Origin of the sequence: Exiguobacterium sp. s28, from assembly GCF_018618135.1 — a bacterium.
Classification (GTDB): domain Bacteria; phylum Bacillota; class Bacilli; order Exiguobacteriales; family Exiguobacteriaceae; genus Exiguobacterium; species Exiguobacterium mexicanum_A.
In genome coordinates, this window is record NZ_JACSLL010000009.1 from 103,709 (window position 1) to 126,480 (window position 22,772).

The window sequence follows — 22,772 nt, forward strand, 5'->3', positions numbered from 1 at the left end:
CGTTCACGCATCGGTCGGTCGTCAGGCTAGATGACGGCGATACCAGAGGACAAGCGGGACGAGCACGAGGGAGATGACGCCGCCGAGCAGTGACAAGGTCAGATAACTCGACTGGGCGGCGATGACGCCCGAGAGCATCCCTCCTGATGCGCCGGCTAAGGCAATCCAAACATCAACTGAGCCTTGTGTCTTCGCGCGCGTCTCCGTCGACGTCGCATCGACGAGGATGGCGGTCCCGCTGATGAGACCAAAGTTCCACCCGACACCGAGCAGGACGAGCCCGACAATCAACAAGAAGAGAGAGTCGGCTGGGGCAAAAGCGGCGACGACCCCGGCGAAGAACAAGGTCACCCCCGAGGCGATCGCCATGATTTCACGGCCGATCCGGTCGACGAACACGCCTGTCACGAGGGACGGCAAGTACATCGCCCCGATATGGAACCCGATGACGAGCCCGACCGCACCGAGCTCGTGCCCGTGGTGGCGCATATGAACGGGCGTCATCGTCATGATGGCGACCATCACGATTTGGCTGAGGATCATGACGAACGCACCGACATAGACACCACGGCGGTCATGCGTCGATTCAAGCGGATGGACCGATGTGTCGATGGTTTCTTGCCGTTTCGCCTCGATGGCACGGGAGACGAGAAGCGGGTCAGGGTTCAAGAATACGAGCAAAATGAGGCCGGCGAAGAGATAGGCTACCCCCGCAAGCAAAAATGGTCCTGATAGTGTCGGCAAGCCGAGTCCGTCGGCGACACGTCCCATCGGCTCGACCAAGTTCGGCCCGGCGACAGCCCCGAACGTCGTCGAGACCATCGCGATACTGACCGCAGTCGCTCGCTCCGTCGCATTCGCCAAATCTGTCCCGGCGTAACGGGCTTGGAGGTTTGTCGCTGTCCCCGCCCCGTAGATAAGGAGTGAGATGAACAAGAGCGGTACGCTCTCGAGCGTCGCGGCAATGATGACCCCGACCGCTCCGAGCGCACCGGTCAAGAACCCGGTCGCGAGTCCGAAGCGGCGTCCGACCCGCTGTGACATCAACCCGATCAAAAAGGCGGCGGCGGCGGAACCGAGCGTGAACAGTGCCGTCGGAACGCCCGCGTATGCGTCGGTCCCGAGTAAATCACGGGCCAGCAAGGCGCCGACCGTGATCCCGGCGGCGAGGCCGGCCCCTCCAAATATTTGTGAGAGCACGACAGTGACTAACGTTCGTTTGTATAACTGTCGTTGCAGTTCAAGGTTTTCCACATAGGTAGCAAACTCTTTTCGCATCCAGTCTTTCCTCCTTTACGCTATATACCCCACCTAGTATATCGTTAGAGAGGAGGGGAAGGGAAGCACGTAAAAAGGATTCGACCCGTCGATTTGGGTCGAATCCTTGAACTGTTCACATTAGGCGCGGTCCCAGAACCGTCCTTGCGCGATGCCGTCGATAAACGTATCGAAACCATCAAGACTATGTTGTTTGAACGTGTAGACGCCTGGTTGATCTGTCTTCACCCGGCAGCGGTCGAGCACTTCATCGTGGTGTAAATGTAGCGCGAGTGGCTTGAAGTGCTTATACGTGTTCTCGATGAATTCGAGCACGTCGTCCTCGACCGAGGTCGCGGTGCTGACGAGGAAAGCGGCATCGAACAGGCTCGAATCGACCGTATCATACGTCTCTTTCACTTTAAGGTCGCCGAGCGTATACGACTTCTTCCCGACGAGGCTGTAATTGACCTTGTTGTCAGCGAACACCTGGACCCACGCCTTCACTTGCGCGGCATCGACGTCTCCGGCAAGGAGGACGGCGACGCTCTTCGTGTCCGGTTTCGCGATTGTATTGGCCATGCTGAGCGCCGGTGAGGTCTTGTCCGAGACGACTTCATTGTTCTCGTCCGGAAGCTCGACGCCTAAGTTGTCAGCGACGACAGAAGCGAGGTGACGGTCGATGCGATTCAACAAATCGACGGCGTTCTCTTTGACCATGTCCGACTCACATTTGCCGAGCTCGAAGCTGTAAGCGTCTTGAATGTGCTGCTTTTCGACGTCGGTCATGCTGTTATAGAAGAGCTTCGCTTGCGAATAGAAGTCGAGGAAGCTGTCGCTTCGACCACGAATCTTGTGCCCGTCGATTTTCTCTTGATAGTGCTCGAACCCACCTTGCTCGGCTGGAACAGGCTCGGGTTGATTGTTGTTGAGCGCATTTTTGTGGTAGCTTGTCTGTCCTTTATGAACGGCCATCTGATGCATCCCGTCGCGCTGGTTGTTATGGAACGGGCAGACCGGTTTGTTGATCGGGAGTTGATGGAAGTTCGGTCCTCCAAGACGTGATAACTGGGTATCGGTGTACGAGAACAGGCGTCCTTGCAGGAGCGGATCGTTTGAGAAGTCGATTCCAGGCACGAGATGGCCAGGGTGGAACGCGACTTGCTCGGTCTCGGCGAAGAAGTTATCGACGTTGCGGTTGAGCATCATCTTGCCGACAAGTTTGACGGGCACGTCTTCTTCCGGCCAAAGTTTCGTCGGATCGAGAATATCGAAGTCGAACTTGAACTCATCTTCTTCCGCGATGATTTGAAGCCCGAGTTCCCATTCCGGGTAATCGCCTTTATCGATTGCTTCATACAAGTCGACACGGTGGAAGTCGGCGTTCTTCCCGAGCGCTTTCTGTGCTTCGTCCCACACTTGCGAATGGACGCCAAGTTTTGGTTTCCAATGGAATTTGACGAAATGTGCCTTGCCTTCCTTGTTGACGAGTCGGAACGTGTGCACGCCGAACCCTTCCATCATGCGTAGGCTGCGCGGGATGCCGCGGTCGCTCATCGCCCACATCACGTGGTGAGCCGCCTCATGGTTTTGACCGACGAAGTCCCAGAACGTGTCGTGGGCACTTCCGCCTTGCGGCACTTCCGTGTGCGGTTCCGGTTTCACGGCATGGACGAGGTCCGGGAATTTGATGGCGTCTTGGATGAAGAAGACGGGCATGTTGTTCCCGACAAGGTCATAGTTCCCTTCATCCGTGTAGAACTTCGTCGCGAAGCCTCGGACGTCGCGGACGGTGTCCCCAGAACCGCGCGAGCCTTGCACCGTCGAGAAGCGGACGAACACAGGCGTCACTTTCGACGGGTCGTTCAAGAAGTCGGCTTTCGTATAGTCAGCGAGCGACTCGTACACTTGGAACTCCCCGTGGGCCCCGACGCCGCGCGCATGCACGATGCGTTCAGGAATCCGTTCGTGGTCGAAGTGCGTCATCTTCTCACGGAAATGGAAGTCCTCGATGAGCGTCGGTCCGCGTCGCCCGGCTTTGAGCGAAAACTCATCCTCCGCCATCTTTAGACCTTGGTTCGTCGTGAGCCCGGCTTGCTGCTCGTTATCGATCATATGTTGTTTTAATTGCTCTTCTTTCTTGTTCCCCATGTTATTGCCTCCCCTTTAAGTATGCACACGCGCTGTAAGCCACGTTTTGGCCTACTTAACGAGTTTTCCCTAACCGACCGAGAAAAAACCCCCATTTTCCAAATGGAGGTTAGCGTAACATGGATAAGGTTTTCGTCTTGCCGTCCGACAGTTTGTAGCGCACGACATAGTGGCGCGCCGTCGTCTGGACAGTGGCGGATGTGATTTTCGTCGTCTTTTCGCCGATATGGATCAGCGTCAAATACTCGACTTGCTTGCCGCGCTTTGTCGTCACGACTTGATTGCGGCGTTGCCAGTCATAATCTCGGTATGACACATAACTCGCACCGACGGCGACTTTCGGGGTCGTGCCGACCTCGAGTTGCAACAAGTGGATGGAGCGGTTCTGGTTGTCTTTAAACATGGCATGACGGCTTCCGCTCGAGACCCGGTTCAAACCGGTCCCAAGATGGAACCGCTGGACGAACGAGGTCGTGGTCGGACTCGTGATGTCATCGTACACGAGCACCGTTCCGTCGCGGTCGTAGGCGAGGCGGCGGGTATGCGTCATCCCCTGGCCGAGCAGTCCGCTCGTCCCGGCTGCCGTCCACTGTGTCGATGAAGCGCCGACCGAAGTGATTTGACTGCGTCGCAAGTTGCTCGGCGTCAATTTGAAGTTCTGTCCGGCAACATGAACGGTATTATGGGCCGCTGCCTGCATGACGACCTTTCGTTCGGGTCGATTCGTATAGGCGTAACGACCGCTCTCGACGATAAAGTCGCGTCCGTAACCATAAAGGTCGATCGATAAATCGTCGGCATGTTTATGGATGTTGCTGTGATAGCCGGCCGTCATCATCACTTGGACCGCGTCGTGGAACGGACCAGAAGCCCCGCCCCAATGCTGACGGAAGAAGGCGTACTGGTTCGACAACTTGCCGACCCGTGTCGACGGTTGCGCCCCAGATCTCCCTTGTGTCATCGCATAATACAAGTGTGGATAACGCTCGACATAGGGAATCGCGTCCGGACGGTGAACGATGGACGGGGTGTCGCCGAACATCGGGAGTGTCCCGTTCGGCTTCAACATATACGTCAGCGCCCCAGGCATGTCTTTGACGTCTCCCATCCGGCTCGACAAGGCGAACCGGTTAGCGGCGGCCCAGTCGTTGAAACGGGCGAGCGTGTCATATAAATAAATCTGATAGAACGGCGAGTGCTCAAGGTGGACCCCGTCCGTGCTCAAGCTATGGTTCAACTGCTGTGTGAGCCGGTTCGTCGCCAGCGAACGCCATGACGACGAACGATAGAAACTTCGGTGCGTCTCCGCGACAGCGGTCAACGCCATGTCTTGGAACATGCCATGGTTATTGTTCGGCTTATAAAAGCTCGATGTCGCGAGGAGCGTCGCGTGCTCATAGAGCGTCTTGGCGAACAGTTGCGAGAACGCTGGGTCGGTGTTGATGGCGGACGAGCGGAACTCGTTCCAGAAGTTGAGCAGATGGAACGTCCGGATCGCCGTGCCGTGGTCGTGATACGGCCACGGATAGCGTTTGTAGTTCCCAGCCGGATATTGCTTGGTCCAACTCGTCACGATCCGCTTTCCGTAACGGAGATACTCAGTGTTTCCGGTCGCGGCATACGCTTGCGTCAACTGGTTCAACGTCGTGAAGTAATGGATTTGGAACTTGAACGACTTCGAGTCGACCTCCGGGACGCTGACGTCGAAGCGGTATGTATCGATGTTCGGGACGCGCAGCTGATAGGGCGGGGAGGGGATATACCAGTTCCCTTTCATCGCTGCGTCAGCCCGGATGACGGCGGTCTTGGCTGTCAACTCATCATAGTAGTACGGCGTCTGGCCGCGGGTGAGCGAGCGCATATATTCGTGGGTCAGACGTGCATACGTCGAACCAGAAAACGTCGTCAAGGACAGGTTTGTCGCCACTAGTTTGACGGCTTTCTTTTTCACGTAATAGATGGTTCTTCCGTCCTGGACTTTATAGTAATAACCGGACGTGCTGAGCGCCTTGAACCGCTTTGCTGTTCGCAACGTCGCTTTCGGCTTGAGCGTCTTGCCGACAAATTGATAAAGCGTTGTGCCGGAAGGGACGCTCACCTCATAAGGGGGTGTCGTCGCGGCCACGGCGGACTGTGGCGTCATAGTAGAACCCATCACGAACAACAGCACCCACAAAATCATCAATCGTTTCATAACGTCTTCCTTTCTTTGGCCGTTCAATCGGTTGCGTCTATACAATTAGTATACAATTATATATTTAGCCAAAGAAAGGAAAATTCGATGTATTTTTTTGGAGGATTCAGGTTATAAAGCGGCCCACACATTCTGCTTTAATACAATTTGTTGGACAGTTTCCGGATTCAAGTCGTATTTCGTGGAAATGGTGCGGGTCACCTTCGCTTTCAAGTCAGGATCGTCCGACTGTTCCGCTTCATAGACACGATTCCATGCTTGCCAGACACGTGCTTCCTTGTCCGAAAGTTGCGTGCCCCATTCTTTTTCTTTCAACTGCCACCCGAACGTCATGTCTTCATAAGAACCGGCTTTTACCGTATCAGCAAGGCTCCAATCTCCACCAGGCGCAAATACGGCCTCGCCGAGCGGGGATTCTGTACCGATATAGGCTTCGTGGTCATAAAAACGGATGAGGGCGGCTTGGAACGTGTCTTGTACGGCCACCTCGTCGATCACATCCTGGCTGATCGATTGGAGTGTCTCGACGTCGGGTTGGCCGTGGACGATAACGTCATATGCATAGCGGACGGCCTCGTCTTCCTTCACGGCCTGCCTCGCCTCGATCGTATAGCGTCCCTCCTCATGTGTCGCTTCTGTTCGGGTGATCGCGCCATCGCGTTCCTCCTCGATAGACTCATGCGGCCAGACGTAGGCGGTCAAGATCATGGCGGGGATGAAGAGAAGACTGCGCCTTAGACGATACACCCATTTCGGTTTACGTTTCGTTGTCATTTAAATCACTCCAATTCTTATGTATAAAAAAATCCCCTGATGTCAGGGGATTAACGTGTGCGGTCGAGCCGTACGATCCGAGCATCGGGACTGTCGATCCCACGAACGAGCTCACTCAAAATTTTAGAACCTAACATGCTGTACACCGTTCCATTGCCCCCATATCCGAGTAAATAAAAGAGATTGGGGCGGTCCGGGTGTTCCCCGATAAAGGGCAGCTGGTCGATTGACTCACCGAACAAGGCTACCCAGGCGTATTCAACTGTCAAATCATACATCGGGAACAAAGCCTCGACTTCTTGGCGCAACCGCTCGGCCCGTTTTTGAATGAGCGCCTCGCTATGCGGCGTCTCTGGTTTCTCTTCATCGAGCCCGCCGGCGATGATGCGGCCGTCGACGGTCGTCCGTAAATAAAGGTACGGCCGTTTCGTTTCCCAAATGAGCGCCTGGCCATCCCATTCTTTAAAATCAGGGACGGGATTCGTCGCAATCGCATAAGAACGGTTGAGTTCGATCCGGTGCGTGTCGAGGAGCGGGGCCGGGCGATAGCCGGTCGCGAAGATGACGTGGCCCGCCTTGAACGTTCCTGCTGGAGTCAGCACGAGCCAGTCGTCTCCGTCGGCGACGACTTCCGTAACGTCCGTCTCTTCAAAGATGGGGACGTCCTGTGTCGACAAGTAACGGACGACTTGGCGGCTGAGTGTGAGCGGATTGACCTCGGCGTCCCCGTTCGTGATCAAGGCGGCCGGTTTGTCGAACGGATAGCGTGCGCGTAACGCCTCCCGGTCGAGCCATTCGGCTTGAAGCCCATGTTTTGTCAGCATCTCATACTCCCGTTTCAATTTGGAGACATCTGCCTCACTGCTGGCAAAGCAAAGGCTGTCGCGCCGGATGTAGACGTCTTTGGCATCGACCGTCTCGGCGACCTCGTCGAGCGCATCGACCGCCTCGGCACACAATTTATAGAAGCGGACGGCATCCTCTTCGCCGATTTGCTCGTCGAGTTCATGCAACATGATGTCGTTCGAGTATTGAATGAGCCCGGTATTCGCGGCCGTGCTCCCGGCACCGACTTTCCCTTGGTCGATAACGGCGAAATCGACACCATCCTTGTGAAGCGTATAGGCCGTCAGCGTTCCGGACATGCCGGCGCCGATGACGAGTACGTCGTAGCGTTCTTTTTTGATTGGTTTCTGTAAGACAATCTGTTCCGATTCCGTGATCGGCCAATATAAGTTCCCGTTGTGCATTTCCATGACGTCATCCTCCGATAATCAGCATCTCCTTCTTAATCCCCGAATTTCACGATTGAAAACGCCAAAAACCGCAGACGACGTGTCTGCGGTTTTTTAAATCGGATGTGTGTTCGTTACTTCTTGATGACGACCGTGCTAGCGGATGCGCCTTTCGTGTAGCTGATTCGTTTCACATTTTCGGCTCCACGAATCTCGGCCAAGTTCGTGCCGTCGACGATGACTTCTTTGACAGTTGCGCCGTCGAAGTCGATGATGGCACCGGCTTCTTTCGGTTTCACTTGAACGACGATGTTTTTAAGCGGGTCACCTGTCAACTCCGTGTAAGCGCCACGTACGAAGATACCGTTCTTGAAGTTCGTGCCCTTGCCGATCGTCACGCCGATGAAGTCGTCTTGAAGGACGAGGCGAGCAGCACGGTTATTTTCGACCGTGTAACGTGTCAATTCCACTTCCGGCTCCGGAGTGAGGTCGATTTGAGCGAGCACCGGATCGTGGTCACTTGCGCGACCAGACATTTCCGTGAAGTCCGCGTTGACGTGGATCATATCGATCTCGGTCGTCGCCGCTAAGTGGTTCGACACGAGGATATGGTCGAGCACTTGCGAGTTCCCTTGGTAGACGTACGAGTAACGGTCGACGGCAGGTACTTTTTCGACCATGTTCGTCATCAAGTCGCCTTTGAAGATTTGCATCGCGTCTGAGAACTCGAAGTCGTTAAAGTCACCGAGGGCGACGACGTTTGCGTCCGGGTTGTCCGTCTTCACATCGGCCACGAAATCATGGACGATTTGTGCGATTTGTTTCCGTTGGACTTCGCTGCCAAGAACGACCGGCTGTTTCGAGCCGAAGAAGCCAGTGTCGCCACCTTTCGAGTTCCAGTGGTTGGCGATGACGACGACGTTCTCGCCTTGGAAGTCGAATTGCGCCGCGAGCGGTTTACGTGAGCTGTTGAACGCCGGGTTGAGCGGGTCGATGCGGCCCGGGTTGTGCGTCAACTTGCCGTTCTCATAACCGACAGCTGTCGTCGCGTCACCGGCAGGGATGCCTTCTGTGAGCGAGACACGTTCCGGGTCATACAAGAAGCCGACACGGATGTTGGCGTTCGGTGCACCGCCATCTTTGTTGTTTTCTGGGTCGATGTTGACGTACTTGTACGATTTGCCGCCGATCGAGACGATATTGTCAATCAAGCGTTGATAGCTTTGGTCGGCCGCAGAATCGCCTGTGCCCTCACCGTTGTTGTCTTGAACCTCGGTCACGCCGATGATGTCCGGGCTGTTCAATTCCTCGACGAACGCTTTCGCGAGTTTAAGTGCCTTCTCATCCGATGTTTCCTTCACGTTGTTCGAGAAGTTCTCGAGGTTGTAAGAGGCGATCGTCAATTTGTCCTCTTCGGCTTCGATGAACGTCGTCTCGCGCTTGGCATCGCCTTTGACGAAGGCGGCTTTCATTTCGTCGAGTGAGGCTTGAATCTTGTAGTTTCCGAACGAGTATCCGACGATTCCGACGATCGGGCCGTTGAATCGGTCACCGGTCGCGACATCGAATTCACGCGCTTCCGCGTTTGGTTCGAGACGGAATTGGATCCGTTCCGGGTTGGCGTCATCTTTTTTAAGAAGCACACCACCGTTGAACGTCTCCGTCGGTGTTCCTTCGAGCACGGTCACGAGGTCGCCGTATTGTTGTGGGGAGACAGATTTAAGGTTGCCCGTCTCGACGCGCATCCCTTCAAGGCTCTCCCAGAAGTCGATGGCGTCTTTGTCCGGGTTGAAGACGGCGAGGGCGTCGCTGTCGATGAACTCGGTCGGCAAGTTCGACTCGTCGATTTTCACTGGCGTCGGGAGGGCGACACCGCTCTTGATGACGTCAACACCACCGTTACGTGTATCGATTTGCGTCATCTTCATGTCCGTCTGTTGACGGTCGCTATATCCTTCGATGGCGTACTCGCTGACGAGACCTTTCACGCTGACGAGGTCTCCGACTTGGATGCCGGCGATCGAACGGCCACCATACAAGATGATTCCTTCTGACGTGCGTGCGTCTTGGTCCGCTTCCATGTCAGGTGTTTGAATGTAGTAATACGTCGTTCCGTTCGAGACGAACGAGTACGTGACGATTCCTTCGACACCTTCGACCGTCTGTCCGTTCATCGGCGACGTGTGGCTCGCGCCTTGAATGTCGTGGATGCGGATCTTGTCCGTGATTTTATAGTCGAACGTCGTCACGGCGCTGAACGAATCACCTGATTTGACGGCCACTTTGAGCGTCTTCGTTTCTTCAATGCGGACTGGTGATGTATAAAGCGTACCGTTCACTTTCGGGTCCGACCCGTCGAGCGTGTAATAGATGTCAGCGCCCGCTGTCGTCGTCGAGAGTGTCACGTTTTGTGGACCGACGAACGTGCCCGCACCTGGCTCCGCAGTTGCCGGACGGAGTACCGACGCATCGATGACCGTGTCAGATGCGTCACGCGGGATGATTTGATACGTGTTATCGAACTGTTGCACGATTCCTGTGATTGACGAGTAGTTGACGTCCGTCTGTAAATCGAGAATGCCGCGCTCATCGCGCACGACGAATTCTTTCGTTCCGTCCGTGGCCGTCAAGTTTTGACCACTGCCCGAGAGCGTGACGTTATTGACGGTGACGAGTTCAGACTCGACGTCCTCATTGATCTGTTCGCCAGTGAGAACTTGCGCAGCCGGGACGCTCGCCGCTTGTTTTGAAACGACGACGGCGCTGTTCAATTGAAGCAGTTCACGATACGAACCGATCGCACCCGTGACGACGACTTCATCCCCGACGTTGACGGCGAGTGACGTCGGACGGACCGAGAGGCCGCCTGTCGCATCTTGAATCGAAATCGTGTTGGCCAGTTTCGCCGTGACGACGCCTTTAATCGTGACCGTTTCACCTTCGGCTTTCGTACGGGCGTCACTGATCGAGATCGGAGTGACCGGCGCCGGTGGTTCTACTGTACCGCCATCGCCGTAGTCGACGCCTTGGAACGTGTGGGCTCCGAGGTTCGTGAACGTATCGATTGGTTGTGTGTTCCATTCAGTGGCCGGGTCGAACGCATCGGCGCCGTTCGCATCCCCTGTCGTGACCGTATCTTTTCGAACTAACGACTGGTCAGCCGTGGCGACGCTAGTTCCCCATTTCGTACCCGGATCGAATCCGACTTGACCGAAGACGTCGAGCACCGTGTCGCCTTTTTTCAAGACGAGCGTGTCATCGCCGTTAAAGTTCGTCACACCGCTTGTCGTGTTCGACTTCGCTTTCAAGGCATCGCTCGCGTTGGCGTTGACGATGACATACGTGCCACCTGGCTCGAGCGTACCTGTCAAGTTGAAGGTCGTGCCTGGAGCCGTCCCGCCGTTTGAATACAGTTCAAGTTTATAGGCCGAGAGGTCGATGGCCGCATTCGTTCCATTGAACAGTTCGATCGCTTTATTGTTGCTAGAGCCTTCAACATATTCCGAAATGAATAAATCTGTAGCGTTCAACGTCTCTGCGTGTACGTTTGCCGCAATCGGCGTCATGCTGCTGACGATGAGTCCAGCCGATAAAGCGAGGCCGGTCATTTGTTTGAATGAACGTGCTTGTGGTTTCCCCATGTGTTAGTCTCCCTTTGATTATGTAGATGGCCGATACGATGTCCCAGTTCGTGTGGTCACTTGCTTGAGCGGATGCCCCCTTTAGGCCAAAACAAAATGATAGCGCTTACATTACTCGACTTGATGTAAGGAAGATGCGTTCGTATTCCCTCCATCGATTGACGGATTCCACTATCATTTACCAACTTTTCAACTACATGTTAAACATAACCAAGCAGACGTCAGAACTCAATCCACTTATTGCGAAGTTCATATTACAGTTTGATTACAGACCAGAAGAAAACAAGGCAGAGGTCAATCGGGTTGACGGGACGTCGTCCAACTCTTACAATTCATTAATACAATTAAGTATATCGGTTAACTGTGGATTAAATAGGGAGGAAACGAATGACGACAATTACTTATCCGGTCATCCCGGGAGCGGGCGCGTTTTTTTATGAAGGAAATGAAATAGGAATCTTATTGTGTCACGGCTTTAACGGAACGCCTCAAAGTGTGCGTGATGTCGGGATTGCTTTGATGGAGAAAGGATTCACCGTCTATGCGCCTCGGCTCAAAGGACATGGGACGGACCCGGAAGAATTTCGGCACTCGACGCGTCGCTGTTGGTACGAGTCGATGGAGGCCGGGATCCGTCTCTTACGCGAGCGATGTCGACACGTCATCGTCGTCGGGCAGTCGATGGGCGGAACGTTGGCGATGAAGGCGGCCTTGTCCGGTCATGCCGATGCGATCGTCACCATCAATGCGGCGTTGTCGGTCCCGGGCTATGCCTGTCACGCCACAGATGACGTCTGTCGCTTCATCGATGAAGACGAACCGGACATCTGTGCACCGGGCGTGTATGAGATCGTCTATGACAAAGTCCCGACGTCAGCCATCCGTGAACTGCTCGCGCTCATCGAGGAGGTGCGCCCGATGGTGGCTGAGGTGGCCGTCCCAACGTGCGTCATCCATTCCGCCATCGACAACGTCGTCCCTCCAGAAGATTCGGTATGGCTCTACGAACAAGTACAAGCACCGAAACAACGGGAAGTGCTCGAACGCTCGTACCATGTGGCCACGATGGATTATGATCGCGAGCGGTTGGCCGACGTCATCGGTTCGTTTTGTGAACAAGTTGCGACCGTCTCTAAAATGTAGTCCTCGGACTGCATTTTTTTATGTCTGATTATTTGCAAACGCTTGCACAAGTGCTATTGTAGGATTAGATTGAGCCTAAAACAGGTATTGCTGTTCAAGTATATAACTAGAAATCATGACATATAGGAGGCAGGCGGCGTATGGAGTCGATGGTCAGTAGACAACAAGAGAAACAGAAAACGGTCACCCGCACGTGGTGGAAAGAAGCGATTGCGTATCAAATTTACCCACGCAGTTTCAAGGATTCAAATGGGGATGGGATTGGTGATCTCCGTGGCATCATCGAGAAGCTCGATTATTTAGAAGACCTTGGTATCGATGTGATTTGGCTATGTCCGATGTACAAGTCCCCGAACGATGACAACGGCTATGATATCTCAGATTATGAAGACATCATGGAAGAGTTTGGGACGATGGAAGACTTTGACGCCTTGCTCAAGGCCGTCCATGCACGCGGCATGAAGTTGCTCTTGGACCTCGTCGTCAACCACACGTCCGATGAGCACCCGTGGTTCGTCGAGTCGAAGCGCTCGAAGGACGACCCGAAACGCGACTGGTACATCTGGCGCGACGGGACGGATGGGGGACCCCCGAACAACTGGGCGAGTATCTTTGGTGGTTCGGCTTGGGAATATGATGAAACGACCGAACAATACTATTTGCACGTCTTCTCGAAAAAACAGCCAGACTTGAACTGGGAAAATGAAGAAGTGCGCGGCGCCGTCTATGACATGATCAATTGGTGGCTCGACAAAGGCATCGATGGATTCCGTGTCGACGCGATCAGCCACATCAAGAAGATGCCGACCGAGACGATGTTGCCATCTCCAGACGGCAAATCGTTCGTCACGGCGTTCTCGATGTATTCGAATATCGACGGCATCCACGATTATCTTCAAGAGATGAAACAAGCGACATTCGCCAATTACGACATCATGACGGTCGGCGAAACGAACGGGATTGAACCGCAAGCGGCCGACTTATGGATGGGGCCGGACAACGGGGCGATGAACATGGCATTCCACTTTGACCACGTCGACATCATGCGCAAGTCACGCCTGGCACCGCTCGATGTCGTCGAATTGAAACGAATCTTTGACAAGTGGCAACAAGGCCTGCTCGAGACGGGATGGAACGCTCTCTATATCGAGAACCACGACATGGTGCGCGCCGTCTCGCTCGTCGGGGATGAGAACCATTACTGGCGCGAAAGCGCGACCGCCCTTGGCATGATGTACTTCTTCATGCACGGGACGCCGTTCATCTATCAAGGTCAGGAAATCGGCATGAAAAACGTACCGCTCCCTTCGATTCATGACTATGACGATGTGGCGACAAAAAATGAATATTTCGAACGGATTGCCAACGGGATGAGCGAAATCGATTCGATGCAGCACGTATGGGGCACGTCGCGCGACAACGTCCGCACCCCGATTCAATGGGACGCGTCACCGAACGCGGGCTTTTCGACGACGAAGCCGTGGATGCCAATCCACGAAGAATATGAGACGCTTAACGTCGACGCCCAATCGAAGGATGCCCACTCGATTCTATCGTTCTACAAGGCGATGATTCGTCTTCGTCGGGCCGAAGAGACGTTCACGTACGGCAGTTACCGTGATTTGCTGCCGGACCATCTGCAAGTGTTCGCCTATGAACGGAAGTTTGAAGAACAGACATTTTATGTCGTCGTCAACTTGACGGCAAACCCTGCCGAGGCGACGCTTCCTGGTCTCGATAAAGCGACGCTCGTCTTGACGAATGAGATGGACCCTGAGACGATTGAGACAGAAACGTTTATGATGCGGCCGTTCGAAGCAAGGTTGTATCGTTTATAATTGAGAAGGCACCTTCACGTCGAAGGTGTCTTTTTTAGGAGGTGGGATCATGCATCACTTCGAGATTAGAAACGAGGAGACGACATTCCGGTTCGTCATCGCGGAAGCGTCACGAACCACGTTGCGGCTCGTTCACGACCAGGAGCCAGAAACGGTTCGGACAAGTGATTACGTCCAGTTCGCGAATGATTTGACTCGCGTCTATCACGAGTTGAACGGTGCAGCCAGGCTTCAAAATGAAGACGGGCGAAACATTTTGACAATCTCATTTGAACGCGGCCGGGTCGAGGTCGAGACGGCGTGGGGACAAACGAAGCGTCGATTGAGGACCGATCAAAGTTACTTGACGAGAACGGTCAGTCAAATTGGCATCGTGGAATAGATTGTGACAAACGCGGGAAAAGAGCATATGATAGAGGTTGACTATACGGAAAGGGGTGTCGGGTATGGATGGCACGAAACGCGCGGACATTCGCCCAGGGCTCCACGTCCAGATTGTCCTAAAACAAGATCAGCGGAGTGGGAAGTTGACGTCAGGCGTCGTCAAAGACATTTTGACGAACTCGCCGCGTCACCCGCACGGCATTAAAGTACGCTTAAGCGATGGACAGGTCGGTCGGGTGAAAGTGATCGAAGCTGGAGGTGAATGACATGAGTGAAAAGAAATTAAGTTTTCAAGAGGCGATGAAGCAAAAGCTCGCCGAGAAGAAACAAAACGATACGAAAGTGCCGACAGGACTTCGTGGGACGAAGCAGAAACCGTTGACGAACCAGTTGACGAAGAAGCCGAACAACCAGAAGAAACGGACGGGCATCTAAAAAGCAGCCGCTCAGTGAGCGACTGCCTTTTTTGTTTGTCCACGTTTGTTCAGTCATGTGACGTACCGATGAAATAGCCATTGTTGAAGTGGTCGAGCAGTTGTTGATAATACTTCATCTGTTCGATGTTCTTGCTTGCGAGCGCCGCGTCCGCACCGGCAAGCAACTCACCGACGGTCAACCCGACTTCACTATTGTCTATGGCGTAGACGAGTTCGAGGTCGAGCACATCAGCACCGTTTAACAAGACGTTAATTTTTGCCGCCGTCAGTTGCATAATCAATCGTTTCTCTTCGGTCATTCCTTTTTTCGCAGGATCCATGAGCAGGGCTAGTGCTTCACGGTCGTCAATCACGCTATAGGTTTGGCCGTCGATCGTAATGAGCGTTCCATAGGAGAACGTCACTTTGTCGAAGTTGAATGTGTTTTTCCAGAAGCCGATCGTATACACGTCATAGTCGTCCATTGGTGGCGGTGGTGGCGTACATTCTTCCACCGTCAACGTGACGTAGCGGACCCAAGGGGTACCTGATCCCGGATCACCAGGATAAGCCGTCTCGCTAGAGCCGTTCACGACCGTATCCAAGTGAAGGAAGACGTTAAATTGGAATCCGTCCGATTTGAGTGTCGACTCTAACACGCCTAAATAGCCCGCGAGGTCCGCATACGGAATTAGCAAGTGGGTCGGATCGACGTTTGAGTACGCTTTAAAGTCGTATCCTCCTGGGTTTCCTCGTTCCAATGAGCCGCTCAATAGACGGAAATCAATCTTGATATTCTCCGGTACATCTTGCAAGACGACTCCGTCATTCAAATCGATGACAATCTTCAGCCCATCGGTCACGAACTCAAAATCAACGGTACCAATCGGGATGTTTTGTCCCGCATAGATTGTCGTGTCCGATGTCGTCGACACACACCATTGTTGACTACTTTCTTCCGCAACGACTCCTTTCATTGGCAAGAGCGACAGTACGAACATGAGCACGAACAAGAGTGACCACCATTTTTGATGCTTCTTCATCTCGTTCCCTTCTTTCCTCCTGATGACTGAACGTGGTGTTATAGAAGGTGCGCACCTATAGTTATTTATTACCCGGTAAGTTTTGGTTCACTCAAGAATCAGGGAAATAATTCAAAGGGAACGAAAATAGTTTCATAACCTTCATAATAAAACCTATTCATAAAGCGAATGGTTTGAAACAAGTTGAATGTAGACATCAAAAATTAGTAGGGAAATAAAGATTTATTATTTCTTAGGTTTAACTTTGTAAGCGCTTTAAACAAAGCTATCACTCACTTTTTGTTATATAACATATGAAGTTTGTGTGAACTGACCTATAAAAAAATTATTGCTAATTGTCAGAATCTTTGTATAATTCAGAACTAAGACATCATAAAACATTTCAACTTTAGATTCACACAACAGGGAGGAACTTATTCATGGAAGCTGTACAAAACTTGCTGCAAGGAAGCGTCGACTTTTTAAACAACATTTTATGGTCGTACGTGCTCATCGTCGGATTGATCGGGGCCGGGATTTACTTTACGGTCAAAACAAGGTTTATGCAGTTCCGTTACTTAAAAGAGATGTTCCGGGTCGTCACCGAAAAATCAGATGTCACAGACAGTAAGAGCATCAGCTCGGCGAAGTCGTTCTTCATTGGAGCGGCAACACGGATCGGTACAGGGAACTTGGCCGGTGTCACAGTTGCAATCACGCTCGGTGGACCAGGGGCGGTCTTCTGGATGTGGGTTGTCGCTCTCGTCGGTGGAGCGACCGCGATGATCGAGAGTACACTCGCGCAAGTGTATAAAGTAAAAGACGATGTCGCATACCGCGGCGGTCCTGCTTACTACATCGAAAAAGGTTTGAACAACCGTGTCCTCGGTATTGTGTTTGCGGTTTTGATTGCCTTCACATTCGGTCTCATTTTCAACTCAGTCCAATCGAACACAATCGCGGCAGCGTTCGATAACGCCTTCGGTCTTGAAGCCGCTGTTGGTGGAATTGCACTCGTCGTCTTGACTGGACTCGTTATCTTTGGGGGCGTCCAACGTGTCGCCAACTTCTCAGCAATCGTCGTACCAATCATGGCTGTTCTTTACTTGGTGATCGCGCTTTACGTGGTCGTTGTGAACATCGCAGAAATACCAGCTGTGCTCGGTATGATCTTCAAGAGCGCATTCGGTATCGAGCAAGCGTTCGGTGGATCGGTCGGTGCAGCCATCATGATGGGTGTTCGTCGTGGTCTCTTCTCGAACGAAGCAGGTATGGGTTCGGCACCAAACGCCGCAGCGACGGCAGAAGTGTCACACCCAGCCAAACAAGGTTTCATGCAAACACTCGGTGTCTTCTTAGACACATTGATCGTCTGTACAGCAACAGCAGCCATCGTCCTTCTCTCTGACAGCTATGCGGCAGGGAATGGCGAAGGGATCGCACTCCTTCAAAACGCATTGTCTGAACAAATCGGTTCATGGGCTCCGGCCTTCATCGCTGTCAGTGTCTTCTTGTTCGCTTTCAGCTCGATCGTCGGTAGTTACTACTACGGTGAGACGAACATCGAGTTCATCAAGAAGAGTAAAGGTGCCGTCTTCGGCTTCCGCCTTCTCACGATGGGCTTCGTCTTCCTTGGATCGGTCGCAAGCCTCGGGTTCGTTTGGAGCCTTGCCGACTTGTTCATGGCCGGGATGACGTTAATCAACTTGGTAGCCGTCACGCTTCTCGGCGGCGTTGCCTTCAAAGTCCTTCGTGACTACGAAGAACAGCGTGCCCAAGGTCTCAACCCGCGCTTCTCGGCCCGCAAACTCGGCATCGAGAACACGGAATGCTGGGATGTCGAAGAAGAAGAAGTCGCACAAGGAGCGGTCCAAGCGGCTGCTGCCGACTCATCTAAAGCTTAATTTCATTCAATCAAGCAATAACAGGGGCCCTGCGCATCGGGGCCCCTGTCTTTTTATGCGTTTTGACGGATCGATTCAATATTTTTCTCGGCAGGTTTCGCGTTCAAATGGACGTACGTCCCGGCGACGAACAAAGCGCCTCCGACGATGTTGCCAAGCGTGGCAAACACGAGATTGTTCAACGCCAGCCCGAGGTTGATCGCCTCAGATGGGGCGTAATAGAGCGCGAGCCCGAAGATGCCCATATTGGCAATCGAGTGCTCGAAACCGGCGGCGAAAAAGACGACGACCGGGAGCATCGTGAGCGTAATCTTCGCAACGTCATTTTTCGTCTTCAACGGCATAAAGATAGCGATACAGACGAGGATGTTGCACAAAATCCCTTTCAAGAAAATCGCGAGTACGTCTCCGCCCATTTTTTTCGCGGCGACGACCGATAACAGGTGGTCGGCACTGACGTCGCCCATGCTATGGGCACCGATGACGAGCCCGACGAGGATGAGCGCACCGACCAAGTTACCGAGCCAGCTGATGCCCCATACGGCCGTTAAATCGCGCCAGTCGACACGTCCGCGTTTCGCGCCCGTATACAAATACATCGTATTGCTCGTGAACAGCTCTCCGCCCGTCCAAACAATGAAGACGAGGGCAACCGAGAAACTCATCCCCGCGAACAGCATCGTTCCTGGCACATCGATGAACATGTTTCCGACGGAGAAGGCAAAGACGACCCCAATTCCAATCAGAAAACCGGCGACGATGGAGCGGAGTGCGTAGTGACCGAACGCGTGACGCAACAACGTCGCTTTTTTATAGGCGGCTTCTTCCATATACTCGACAGCTTGTTTTTCCATTTGAACACGGCCTCCTTTAGACAACTTAAGTCTAGGAGGTCTACAAAAAGTTTGCAATTGTTTTCACAAACTTTTTTGAAAGCCGTTTCAACTGTTCACATCGTTGCCACGAGTTCGACTTTCATCCGGTCCGGATCTTCAAAGTAAAGCGCGGTGTAGGACGGTCCTCCGGCGTGCGGGAACCGATCGGCGTAGAGCTCGGTGAATCCGTGCTGTGTCAGTTCTTCACGGAAACTTACGAGTTGCTCAATCGACTCGGCGTGGAAGGCGAGATGGTTCAACCCGGTCTTCTTGCGATGGTACGGCGGCTCGAGATAATCGGCCTCGGTTTGGACGAAGACGAGATACGTATCGCCGAAACGATAACTCCTTCCTTCTTCCCATTGTTGGTAGACGGTATAGCCGAGCTCAGTGAGGAGCCAGTCCCACGCCATGAGGCTCTTGTTCAAATCAGAAACGTACAGTTCGACATGATGTAACATCGGTCTCATCCTTCCGTCGGACGTTTCAAATTTGTCCGTTTAGTATAATGGTTATTATATAACGAATGCAGGGGGAACCATATGGACAACACGGGGCTTGTCTCGAACATATTAATTGCGGGGAAGACCGGGGTCGGCAAGAGCGCTTTTTTAAATTATATTTACGGGCGTGATGTGGCCGAGTCACGTGCCGGCAGCCCAGTGACGGCGGAAGGGCTGCATGAATATGAATACTATGACCTTGAGCGAGGCATCTTGTTCCGTTTCTTCGATACATGGGGACTTGAGGCGGACCGATCCGACGAATGGCATGAGGCGGTATTGTCCATCGTCAATCAACGGGAAGGTGCACTCGATATCGCCGATTGGTTCCATACGATTTATTACTTACTGTCCATCAACTCGGGACGCGTCGAGGCGTACGAGTTAGAAGCCATTTTAAAACCGCTCTATGCGAAGCGAAGCAACGTCACGATCATCTTGACGAACTATAACCCGGACAGTGCGATGAACGTCGAGAAGGCGGAGGCGATGGAAGAAGTCCTCATGCGCGAGCTCGGAATTTCACGGGATGCGATGATTCGCGTCAACAGTGTCGAAAAGAAGTTGCTCGGTGGACAAGTCGTGCCGCATATCGGATATGAGGCGGTATGGCAACGTAATCGGACCAACCTCTGGAAAGACGTCGAACGAAAACTGCCACACAACTTGACGCGTCATTTATTGACCGAGTTAGAGGCGTGGCGCGCCCGAAGCTATCGTTCGGCTGAAACAATCCGCATGATCACCCCGCAAGTGATGATCAGTTGGAAAGCCCGTCAAATCGAAAAAGACTTGGAACAAACGCTCGAGGAGGCCGCAGAGATGACGGAGGCGGCGATGGCTCAAGGCGTTCGTCACTACATTCAACTGATGGAGCGTTATCCGCTCGTCGGTGCCCCGTCTGACCTTGTGTTCAAAACACGCCGGGTCGAGCTCGGGTTTGACTATTCATTCAATCGCACGGTCCGCAAAATGGTGCTCGGGATGATCCCAGGCGTCCATTTCATCTATTGGGCGTTCAAACGGAGGACGGCGGAGCGAGGTATCAAAAAAGCTATCGATCAGCAATACGAGTTGGTTAAACAGACGATTGAGCTGGATGTGCGCCGCGGTTTCGAGGAAGAGATGCGACGGCTTGGCCGAACGCTCAATCAATGAGGAGGAACAGACATGGAGAAAAAAGTCCCATTCAATTTGGATACGTATGACTTAAAAGAAGAACTTGACCGGTTGCGCGGAAAAGTAAAAAAACCGAACATCTTGATCGCGGGAGCGACCGGGTCGGGCAAGAGTTCCGTCGTCAACCACGTCTTCGGTCGTGACTTGACGAAAGTCGCCGCCGGCGAGCCGGTGACGCGCGGGATCCATCAGTTCATGAGTGACGACATCGCCATCGTGCTTTATGACAGTGAAGGGTATGAGATTGGGAGTGCCCGGCAACAAGCATATGCTGATGAAGTCATCGGTTTCGTCGAACGGGCCCAGACGAAAGGGGCGGCCGAACAAATTCATCTTGTCTGGTATGCCATCAACGCCTCGATGAAACGGGTCACGCCGCTTGATCGGGCGCTCATCAAACAATTGAACGAAGCGACGTCGGTCGCGGTCTTGTTGACGCAAATCGATCAAGTCGACCTAGATGAACTGACGGCGCTCCGAAACGAGTTAGTGGACGTTGTCCCGGAACAGGCCGTGTTCCAAGTCAGTGTCGCTGAAGAGCTGTTGAATGACCAAGAACTTCGGAACCATCTCGATTGGGAGCGTCTCGTCACCTGGTCTGTCGAACAACTCGACCAATCGCTCCAAGAAGGACTGCTCATGGAGATTCACGCAGAGAGCGAGGCGATGCTCAAGCTGAAACGGAAGAAAGCGAACCGGATCATCTCGGGTTATGTCGCCAGTGCCGGGACGGCGGCGGCGGTCCCGCTCCCATTCGCCGATGCGATCGCGCTCACGCCGATTCAAGTGACGATGAGTGTTCACTTGTTCCGTTATTGGGGTGTGAAAGCGAATGACGATATGTTGAAGACGCTGATTGGGAGCACGATCATCCCTCAAATCGGTCGGGCGCTCTCGAAGACGATTTTATTGAACGTCATGAAGTTCTTCCCAGGGGCAAACGCCGCCGCGAGTGTCATCAATGCGACTGTTGCGTCAGGCATCACCTGGGCGATCGGGCTCGCCATCAACGAAGTTGCGTACCGGAACGCGATGGACTCATCGAAAACAATCGAGCAACTGCTCAACAGTGACTTCGGCTCGCTATTCGAGCAGTTCATGGAGCAAAATCCAGTAACGAAAAAGAAACCTTGATTCGACACGTTTGATAAACTGGTCGAGATAAGACAAAGGGGGAGACGGAATGAAGAAACGCATTTACATTACGAGACGGTTACCGGAAGAAGCAGTGGCGCCACTGCGAGACAAGTACGAGGTCCGCATGTGGGAAGAAGAAGCGAAGAGCGTCCCGCGCGACGTCTTGTTGAAAGAAGCGGCGTCAGCGCATGCGCTCTGGACGATGCTCAGTGATACAATCGACCGGGAAGTGATTGAACAGGCCTCGCAACTCGAAGTCATCTCGAACTTGGCGGTTGGCTATAACAATATCGATATTGGAGCGGCCAAGGAACGCGGCATCGTCGTGACGAACACGCCGGACGTGTTGACAGAGACGACGGCCGACCTCGCATTCGGATTGATGATGATGACGGCACGTCGGCTCGGGGAAGCAGAACGCGATTTACGAGACGGCGAATGGAAATCGTGGACGCCGATGGGTTACGTCGGGATGGACTTGTACCGGGCCAAACTCGGGATCATCGGCATGGGTCGAATCGGGGAAGCGGTCGCACGTCGGGCCCGCGGCTTCGACATGGATGTGTTGTACCATAATCGGACGCGTCGCCATGAATCGGAATCGATGTATGGCTTCGTCTATGCGGAACTCGACGAGTTGCTCGAACAGTCCGACTTCGTCGTCGTCCTCGCGCCGCTCACCGAAGAGACACGTGGGATGTTAGGCGCAGAGCAGTTCGCGAAAATGAAAGAGACAGCGGTCTTCATCAACGTCGCTCGTGGCGAGATTATCGATGAGACGGCGCTCTATGAAGCACTGAAGGAACGGCGGATTTGGGCGGCGGGACTTGATGTGTTCGCTAAAGAACCGGTGGCGATGGACCATCCACTCTTGACGCTCCCGAACGTGACGACGTTGCCGCATATCGGCAGCGCCTCCATCAAGACAAGGCTTGCCATGATGGCGCTCAATCGGGAAGCCATCGTGAACGTGCTCGAAGGAGAAGAGCCGAAAAACCGATTAACGTAAAACAAGGACCTGACCGGGTTGTGATATGCTCCCCAATAGGTAGACAGATGAAATAACAAATCTGTTTATCTGATTGGGGAGTGTTTTTTTATGGCGAGAAGTCGGCATTC

At 53.3% G+C, this 22,772-nt stretch carries 18 protein-coding genes; 9 read left to right on the forward strand and 9 right to left on the reverse strand.

The features are described from left to right. Positions 1 to 21 precede the first annotated feature (21 nt). The 6 genes from KNP78_RS10695 to KNP78_RS10720 form a co-directional block, all read right to left on the reverse strand. Entirely contained in the window at positions 22 to 1,278 is a 1,257-nt protein-coding gene (locus KNP78_RS10695) for an MFS transporter (RefSeq protein ID WP_214824201.1), read from the reverse strand. A 120-nt stretch (positions 1,279 to 1,398) separates the two neighbouring features. Beyond that, on the reverse strand, positions 1,399 to 3,408 hold the full coding sequence (locus KNP78_RS10700) for a catalase (protein ID WP_214754403.1): 2,010 nt from the start codon (positions 3,406 to 3,408) through the stop codon (positions 1,399 to 1,401). Positions 3,409 to 3,517: 109 nt separating this feature from the next. Further along, positions 3,518 to 5,602: an alginate lyase family protein gene (locus KNP78_RS10705; RefSeq protein WP_214824204.1), complete on the reverse strand. Its 2,085-nt coding sequence runs from the start codon at positions 5,600 to 5,602 to the stop codon at positions 3,518 to 3,520. A gap of 111 nt (positions 5,603 to 5,713) precedes the next feature. After that, a complete protein-coding gene (locus KNP78_RS10710; protein WP_214708308.1) occupies positions 5,714 to 6,376 on the reverse strand; it encodes a hypothetical protein in 663 nt (220 codons plus the stop codon). 50 nt (positions 6,377 to 6,426) lie between these two features. Then, positions 6,427 to 7,632: an NAD(P)/FAD-dependent oxidoreductase gene (locus tag KNP78_RS10715; protein ID WP_214824207.1), complete on the reverse strand. Its 1,206-nt coding sequence runs from the start codon at positions 7,630 to 7,632 to the stop codon at positions 6,427 to 6,429. A gap of 113 nt (positions 7,633 to 7,745) precedes the next feature. Further along, positions 7,746 to 11,252 (reverse strand): chitobiase/beta-hexosaminidase C-terminal domain-containing protein, encoded by a 3,507-nt coding sequence (locus KNP78_RS10720; RefSeq protein WP_214824209.1) that lies wholly within the window; start codon positions 11,250 to 11,252, stop codon positions 7,746 to 7,748. 387 nt (positions 11,253 to 11,639) lie between these two features. Here KNP78_RS10720 and KNP78_RS10725 point away from each other — a divergent pair, with 387 nt between their 5' ends. The 5 genes from KNP78_RS10725 (at position 11,640) to KNP78_RS10745 (ending at position 15,052) form a co-directional block, all read left to right on the forward strand. Beyond that, on the forward strand, positions 11,640 to 12,395 hold the full coding sequence (locus tag KNP78_RS10725; RefSeq protein ID WP_034780472.1) for an alpha/beta hydrolase: 756 nt from the start codon (positions 11,640 to 11,642) through the stop codon (positions 12,393 to 12,395). A 140-nt stretch (positions 12,396 to 12,535) separates the two neighbouring features. Beyond that, positions 12,536 to 14,233 carry a glycoside hydrolase family 13 protein gene (locus KNP78_RS10730; RefSeq protein ID WP_371819214.1) on the forward strand — a complete coding sequence of 566 codons (1,698 nt, stop codon included), beginning with the start codon at positions 12,536 to 12,538 and terminating at the stop codon, positions 14,231 to 14,233. 49 nt (positions 14,234 to 14,282) lie between these two features. After that, complete coding sequence (locus KNP78_RS10735) at positions 14,283 to 14,615, forward strand: hypothetical protein (RefSeq protein WP_214824212.1); 333 nt, start codon at positions 14,283 to 14,285, stop codon at positions 14,613 to 14,615. Positions 14,616 to 14,679: 64 nt separating this feature from the next. Then, positions 14,680 to 14,883, forward strand: coding sequence for a YwbE family protein (locus KNP78_RS10740; RefSeq protein WP_021067949.1), 204 nt, complete (start codon positions 14,680 to 14,682; stop codon positions 14,881 to 14,883). Between the two features lies 1 nt (position 14,884). After that, entirely contained in the window at positions 14,885 to 15,052 is a 168-nt protein-coding gene (locus tag KNP78_RS10745) for a hypothetical protein (protein WP_200881508.1), read from the forward strand. A 49-nt stretch (positions 15,053 to 15,101) separates the two neighbouring features. Here KNP78_RS10745 and KNP78_RS10750 read toward each other — a convergent pair whose 3' ends face one another. After that, positions 15,102 to 16,076, reverse strand: coding sequence for a hypothetical protein (locus KNP78_RS10750; RefSeq protein ID WP_034780476.1), 975 nt, complete (start codon positions 16,074 to 16,076; stop codon positions 15,102 to 15,104). A 419-nt stretch (positions 16,077 to 16,495) separates the two neighbouring features. On the opposite strand from KNP78_RS10750, the gene KNP78_RS10755 reads away from it, so the two are divergent. After that, positions 16,496 to 17,959: an alanine/glycine:cation symporter family protein gene (locus KNP78_RS10755; protein ID WP_214824214.1), complete on the forward strand. Its 1,464-nt coding sequence runs from the start codon at positions 16,496 to 16,498 to the stop codon at positions 17,957 to 17,959. 53 nt (positions 17,960 to 18,012) lie between these two features. Here KNP78_RS10755 and KNP78_RS10760 read toward each other — a convergent pair whose 3' ends face one another. Both KNP78_RS10760 and KNP78_RS10765 read right to left on the reverse strand, forming a co-directional pair. Continuing rightward, on the reverse strand, positions 18,013 to 18,813 hold the full coding sequence (locus KNP78_RS10760; protein WP_214797372.1) for a formate/nitrite transporter family protein: 801 nt from the start codon (positions 18,811 to 18,813) through the stop codon (positions 18,013 to 18,015). A gap of 95 nt (positions 18,814 to 18,908) precedes the next feature. Further along, positions 18,909 to 19,295 carry a VOC family protein gene (locus KNP78_RS10765; RefSeq protein ID WP_034780480.1) on the reverse strand — a complete coding sequence of 129 codons (387 nt, stop codon included), beginning with the start codon at positions 19,293 to 19,295 and terminating at the stop codon, positions 18,909 to 18,911. Positions 19,296 to 19,376: 81 nt separating this feature from the next. Between KNP78_RS10765 and KNP78_RS10770 the strand changes: the two genes are divergently transcribed. The 3 genes from KNP78_RS10770 to KNP78_RS10780 are packed head-to-tail and all read left to right on the forward strand — an operon-like array spanning position 19,377 to position 22,662. Beyond that, positions 19,377 to 20,495 carry a GTPase gene (locus KNP78_RS10770; protein ID WP_214824217.1) on the forward strand — a complete coding sequence of 373 codons (1,119 nt, stop codon included), beginning with the start codon at positions 19,377 to 19,379 and terminating at the stop codon, positions 20,493 to 20,495. Positions 20,496 to 20,507: 12 nt separating this feature from the next. Continuing rightward, positions 20,508 to 21,650: a YcjF family protein gene (locus tag KNP78_RS10775; protein ID WP_034780484.1), complete on the forward strand. Its 1,143-nt coding sequence runs from the start codon at positions 20,508 to 20,510 to the stop codon at positions 21,648 to 21,650. A 49-nt stretch (positions 21,651 to 21,699) separates the two neighbouring features. After that, positions 21,700 to 22,662 carry a 2-hydroxyacid dehydrogenase gene (locus KNP78_RS10780; RefSeq protein ID WP_214708328.1) on the forward strand — a complete coding sequence of 321 codons (963 nt, stop codon included), beginning with the start codon at positions 21,700 to 21,702 and terminating at the stop codon, positions 22,660 to 22,662. Positions 22,663 to 22,772: the final 110 nt, after the last annotated feature.